Raw genomic sequence first — 5,413 nt, forward strand, 5'->3', positions numbered from 1 at the left:
GGGTGGCCCTGAACGGGAAGTGTGTCCGGCGGTGTCCTACTCTCCCACACCCTCCCGGGTGCAGTACCATCGGCGCTGGAGGGCTTAGCTTCCGGGTTCGGAATGAGACCGGGCGTTTCCCCTCCGCCATGACCGCCGTAACCTTATCAACATGTCAAACAACACCGTTCACCGACACCATCCGTGTCAGGGGTGTGTGTTTGTTTGTTGTGAGTTACACAGTGGACGCGAGCGATCGTTGTAGTCAAGTCCTCGGCCTATTAGTACCGGTCAACTGAACCCGTTACCGGGCTTACATTTCCGGCCTATCAACCCAGTCGTCTAGCTGGGGGCCTTACCCACCCGAAGGTGGTGGGATACCTCATCTTGAAGCAGGCTTCCCGCTTAGATGCTTTCAGCGGTTATCCCTTCCGAACGTAGCTAACCAGCCGTGCCCCTGGCGGGACAACTGGCACACCAGAGGTTCGTCCGTCCCGGTCCTCTCGTACTAGGGACAGCCCTTCTCAAGTATCCTACGCGCACGGCGGATAGGGACCGAACTGTCTCACGACGTTCTAAACCCAGCTCGCGTACCGCTTTAATGGGCGAACAGCCCAACCCTTGGGACCTGCTACAGCCCCAGGATGCGACGAGCCGACATCGAGGTGCCAAACCATCCCGTCGATATGGACTCTTGGGGAAGATCAGCCTGTTATCCCCGGGGTACCTTTTATCCGTTGAGCGACACCGCTTCCACACGCAAGTGCCGGATCACTAGTCCCGACTTTCGTCCCTGCTCGACCCGTCAGTCTCACAGTCAAGCTCCCTTGTGCACTTGCACTCAACACCTGATTGCCAACCAGGCTGAGGGAACCTTTGGGCGCCTCCGTTACCCTTTAGGAGGCAACCGCCCCAGTTAAACTACCCACCAGACACTGTCCCTGAACCGGATAACGGTCCGAAGTTAGATACCCGAATCAACCAGAGTGGTATTTCAAGATTGCCTCCACCCATACTGGCGTATGGACTTCACCGGCTCCCACCTATCCTACACAAGCCGACTCAAATACCAATGTCAAGCTATAGTAAAGGTCCCGGGGTCTTTCCGTCCTGCCGCGCGTAACGAGCATCTTTACTCGTACTGCAATTTCGCCGGGCCTGTGGTTGAGACAGTGGGGAAGTCGTTACGCCATTCGTGCAGGTCGGAACTTACCCGACAAGGAATTTCGCTACCTTAGGATGGTTATAGTTACCACCGCCGTTTACTGGCGCTTAAGTTCTCCGCTTCGCCCCGAAGAGCTAACAGGTCCCCTTAACGTTCCAGCACCGGGCAGGCGTCAGTCCATATACATCGAATTACTTCTTCGCATGGACCTGTGTTTTTAGTAAACAGTCGCTTCCCCCTGCTCTCTGCGGCCATACAACGCTCCACCCGCGCGGGGCTTCACGTCTCCGGCCCCCCTTCTCCCTAAGTTACGGGGGCAATTTGCCGAGTTCCTTAACCACAGTTCGCCCGATCGCCTCGGTATTCTCTACCTGACCACCTGTGTCGGTTTGGGGTACGGGCCGCTCGGAACTCGCTAGAGGCTTTTCTCGGCAGCATAGGATCACTGACTTCACCTGAATCGGCTCGGCATCACGTCTCAGCCACATGACGTGCGGATTTGCCTACACGTCGGCCTACACGCTTACCCCGGCACAACCACCGGCCGGGCTCAGCTACCTTCCTGCGTCACCCCATCGCTTGACTACTACCCGCCAGGTTCCCACGCTCCCCACCATTGACCCGAAGGTCGCCGGCAGTTCGGGTGGTTAGCACAACGAGGTTCATCAGGGACGCTCCTTCGCGGGTACGGGAATATCAACCCGTTGTCCATCGACTACGCCTCTCGGCCTCGCCTTAGGTCCCGACTCACCCAGGGCGGATTAACCTGGCCCTGGAACCCTTGGTCATCCGGCGGAAGGGTTTCTCACCCTTCTTTCGCTACTCATGCCTGCATTCTCACTCGTGCCGCGTCCACAACTGGGTCACCCCGCTGCTTCACCCCCGGCACGACGCTCCCCTACCCACCCACACACCTGCACACCACCCCCGAAGAAGTGATGCGAAGTCATTGTGTGAGTGCCACAGCTTCGGCGGTGTGCTTGAGCCCCGCTACATTGTCGGCGCGGAACCACTTGACCAGTGAGCTATTACGCACTCTTTAAAGGGTGGCTGCTTCTAAGCCAACCTCCTGGTTGTCTATGCGACCCCACATCCTTTTCCACTTAGCACACGCTTAGGGGCCTTAGCTGGTGATCTGGGCTGTTTCCCTCTCGACTACGAAGCTTATCCCCCGCAGTCTCACTGCCGCGCTCTCACTTACCGGCATTCGGAGTTTGGCTGATTTCGGTAAGCTTGTAGGCCCCCTAGACCATCCAGTGCTCTACCTCCGGCAAGAAACACACGACGCTGCACCTAAATGCATTTCGGGGAGAACCAGCTATCACGGAGTTTGATTGGCCTTTCACCCCTAACCACAGGTCATCCCCCAACTTTTCAACGTTGGTGGGTTCGGCCCTCCACACGGTCTTACCCGCGCTTCAGCCTGCCCATGGCTAGATCACTCCGCTTCGGGTCTAGAACATGCGACTCGCTCGCCCTCTTCAGACTCGCTTTCGCTACGGCTCCCCCACACGGGTTAACCTCGCCACATGCCACTAACTCGCAGGCTCATTCTTCAAAAGGCACGCCGTCACCCCGCAAGGCTCCGACGGATTGTAGGCGAACGGTTTCAGGTACTATTTCACTCCCCTCCCGGGGTACTTTTCACCATTCCCTCACGGTACTCGTCCGCTATCGGTCACCAGGAAGTATTTAGGCTTACCAGGTGGTCCTGGCAGATTCACGGCAGATTTCAGGAGTCCGCCGCTACTCGGGAACACCCACAGAAGACCAGCTGCTTTAACCTACCGGACTATCACCGTCTACGGTCAGCCTTTCCAGACCATTCAGCTAACAACTGGCTTTATAACTCCTTTGGTGGTTGTCAGCCCACCACATGAGGTCCCACAACCCCGACCACGCAACCCCTGACAGGTATCACACGCAACCGGTTTAGCCTCAATCCGCTTTCGCTCGCCACTACTCACGGAATCACTATTGTTTTCTCTTCCTACGGGTACTGAGATGTTTCACTTCCCCGCGTTCCCTCCACACACCCTATGAGTTCAGGTGCAGGTGACATCACATGACTGATGCCGGGTTACCCCATTCGGACACCCTGGGATCACAGCTCGGTTGACAGCTCCCCCAGGCCTATCGCGGCCTCCCACGTCCTTCATCGGCTCCTGGTGCCAAGGCATCCACCGTCCGCCCTTGACAACTTGACCACAAAGATGCTCGCGTCCACTGTGCAATTCTCAACAAACAACCAACCCACAACCCACCACCCCGCACCAGCAACACCACCCCACAACAAGGGCAACACCCGGTATGCGAGGCCAGGCCATGCCTGGCAGCCGGCGACCATCCCCACCACGGGAACGCCACTCACAGCCTCTGAAAGCTCAACCACCACGGGTTGTTCCTTCAGGACCCAACAGGGTGCTCTACATCCCTCCCCAGCCGCACCACAGCAACCGTTCCCACCAACCCGAAAGCCGGCTGTACTAAGCGCCCTGACCGTTGCCGAGGAAAAACTCGCCAGTGTCTCCGCCAATGAGCACCCCGACCCGACATTCGCGGACCGCGGGCTCCATACCCGCCTTCGCGGGATGGTGCTCCTTAGAAAGGAGGTGATCCAGCCGCACCTTCCGGTACGGCTACCTTGTTACGACTTCGTCCCAATCGCCAGCCCCACCTTCGACGGCTCCCTCCACAAGGGTTGGGCCACCGGCTTCGGGTGTTGCCGACTTTCGTGACGTGACGGGCGGTGTGTACAAGGCCCGGGAACGTATTCACCGCAGCGTTGCTGATCTGCGATTACTAGCGACTCCGACTTCACGGGGTCGAGTTGCAGACCCCGATCCGAACTGAGACCGGCTTTTTGGGATTCGCTCCACCTCACGGTATCGCAGCCCATTGTACCGGCCATTGTAGCATGCGTGAAGCCCTGGACATAAGGGGCATGATGACTTGACGTCATCCCCACCTTCCTCCGAGTTGACCCCGGCAGTCTCCCATGAGTCCCCAACCGAATTGCTGGCAACATGGGACGAGGGTTGCGCTCGTTGCGGGACTTAACCCAACATCTCACGACACGAGCTGACGACAGCCATGCACCACCTGTCACCGGCCCCGAAGGACCCCACATCTCTGTGAGATTTCCGGCGATGTCAAACCCAGGTAAGGTTCTTCGCGTTGCATCGAATTAATCCGCATGCTCCGCCGCTTGTGCGGGCCCCCGTCAATTCCTTTGAGTTTTAGCCTTGCGGCCGTACTCCCCAGGCGGGGCGCTTAATGCGTTAGCTGCGGCACAGAGAACCGGAGAGGCCCCCCACACCTAGCGCCCAACGTTTACAGCGTGGACTACCAGGGTATCTAATCCTGTTCGCTCCCCACGCTTTCGCTCCTCAGCGTCAGTATCGGCCCAGAGACCCGCCTTCGCCACCGGTGTTCCTCCTGATATCTGCGCATTTCACCGCTACACCAGGAATTCCAGTCTCCCCTACCGAACTCTAGCCTGCCCGTATCGACTGCAGGCCCGCAGTTGAGCCACGGGTTTTCACAGTCGACGCGACAAGCCGCCTACGAGCTCTTTACGCCCAATAAATCCGGACAACGCTCGCGCCCTACGTCTTACCGCGGCTGCTGGCACGTAGTTGGCCGGCGCTTCTTCTGCAGGTACCGTCACTCGCGCTTCGTCCCTGCTGAAAGAGGTTTACAACCCGAAGGCCGTCATCCCTCACGCGGCGTCGCTGCATCAGGCTTCCGCCCATTGTGCAATATTCCCCACTGCTGCCTCCCGTAGGAGTCTGGGCCGTGTCTCAGTCCCAGTGTGGCCGGTCGCCCTCTCAGGCCGGCTACCCGTCGTCGCCTTGGTAGGCCATCACCCCACCAACAAGCTGATAGGCCGCGAGCCCATCCCAAGCCGAAAAACTTTCCACCACCAGCCATGCGGCCAGCAGTGAATATTCGGTATTAGCCCCGGTTTCCCGGGGTTATCCCAAAGCCTAGGGCAGGTTGCTCACGTGTTACTCACCCGTTCGCCGCTCGAGTACCCCGAAGGGCCTTTCCGCTCGACTTGCATGTGTTAAGCACGCCGCCAGCGTTCGTCCTGAGCCAGGATCAAACTCTCCAACAAAAACCTGGAAAATCCATCCCAGCAACAAACCAAATTGTTGCCAAAGGAATCCAAACCAACCAGAAAAACTGGCCAGCCCGGGAATCAAACAAACTTGGCACTGGCTTATCAAGCACCCTGTTGAGTTCTCAAAGAACAACCACACACCA

Annotated in this window: 3 rRNA genes; all 3 read right to left on the reverse strand. The window is 58.1% G+C overall.

Annotated elements, in window-relative coordinates:
• Positions 1 to 23 precede the first annotated feature (23 nt).
• The 3 genes from rrf to V5O40_RS27675 all read right to left on the reverse strand — a co-directional run bounded on the left by rrf (position 24) and on the right by V5O40_RS27675 (position 5,264).
• Positions 24 to 140: ribosomal RNA gene (gene rrf / locus V5O40_RS27665) — 5S ribosomal RNA — on the reverse strand.
• A gap of 100 nt (positions 141 to 240) precedes the next feature.
• Positions 241 to 3,351: ribosomal RNA gene (locus V5O40_RS27670) — 23S ribosomal RNA — on the reverse strand.
• Positions 3,352 to 3,749: 398 nt separating this feature from the next.
• Positions 3,750 to 5,264: ribosomal RNA gene (locus V5O40_RS27675) — 16S ribosomal RNA — on the reverse strand.
• The 16S, 23S and 5S rRNA genes sit together here, the layout of an rRNA operon.
• Positions 5,265 to 5,413 lie beyond the last annotated feature (149 nt).

This window comes from Micromonospora palythoicola, assembly GCF_036689795.1.
Taxonomy (GTDB): domain Bacteria; phylum Actinomycetota; class Actinomycetes; order Mycobacteriales; family Micromonosporaceae; genus Micromonospora; species Micromonospora palythoicola.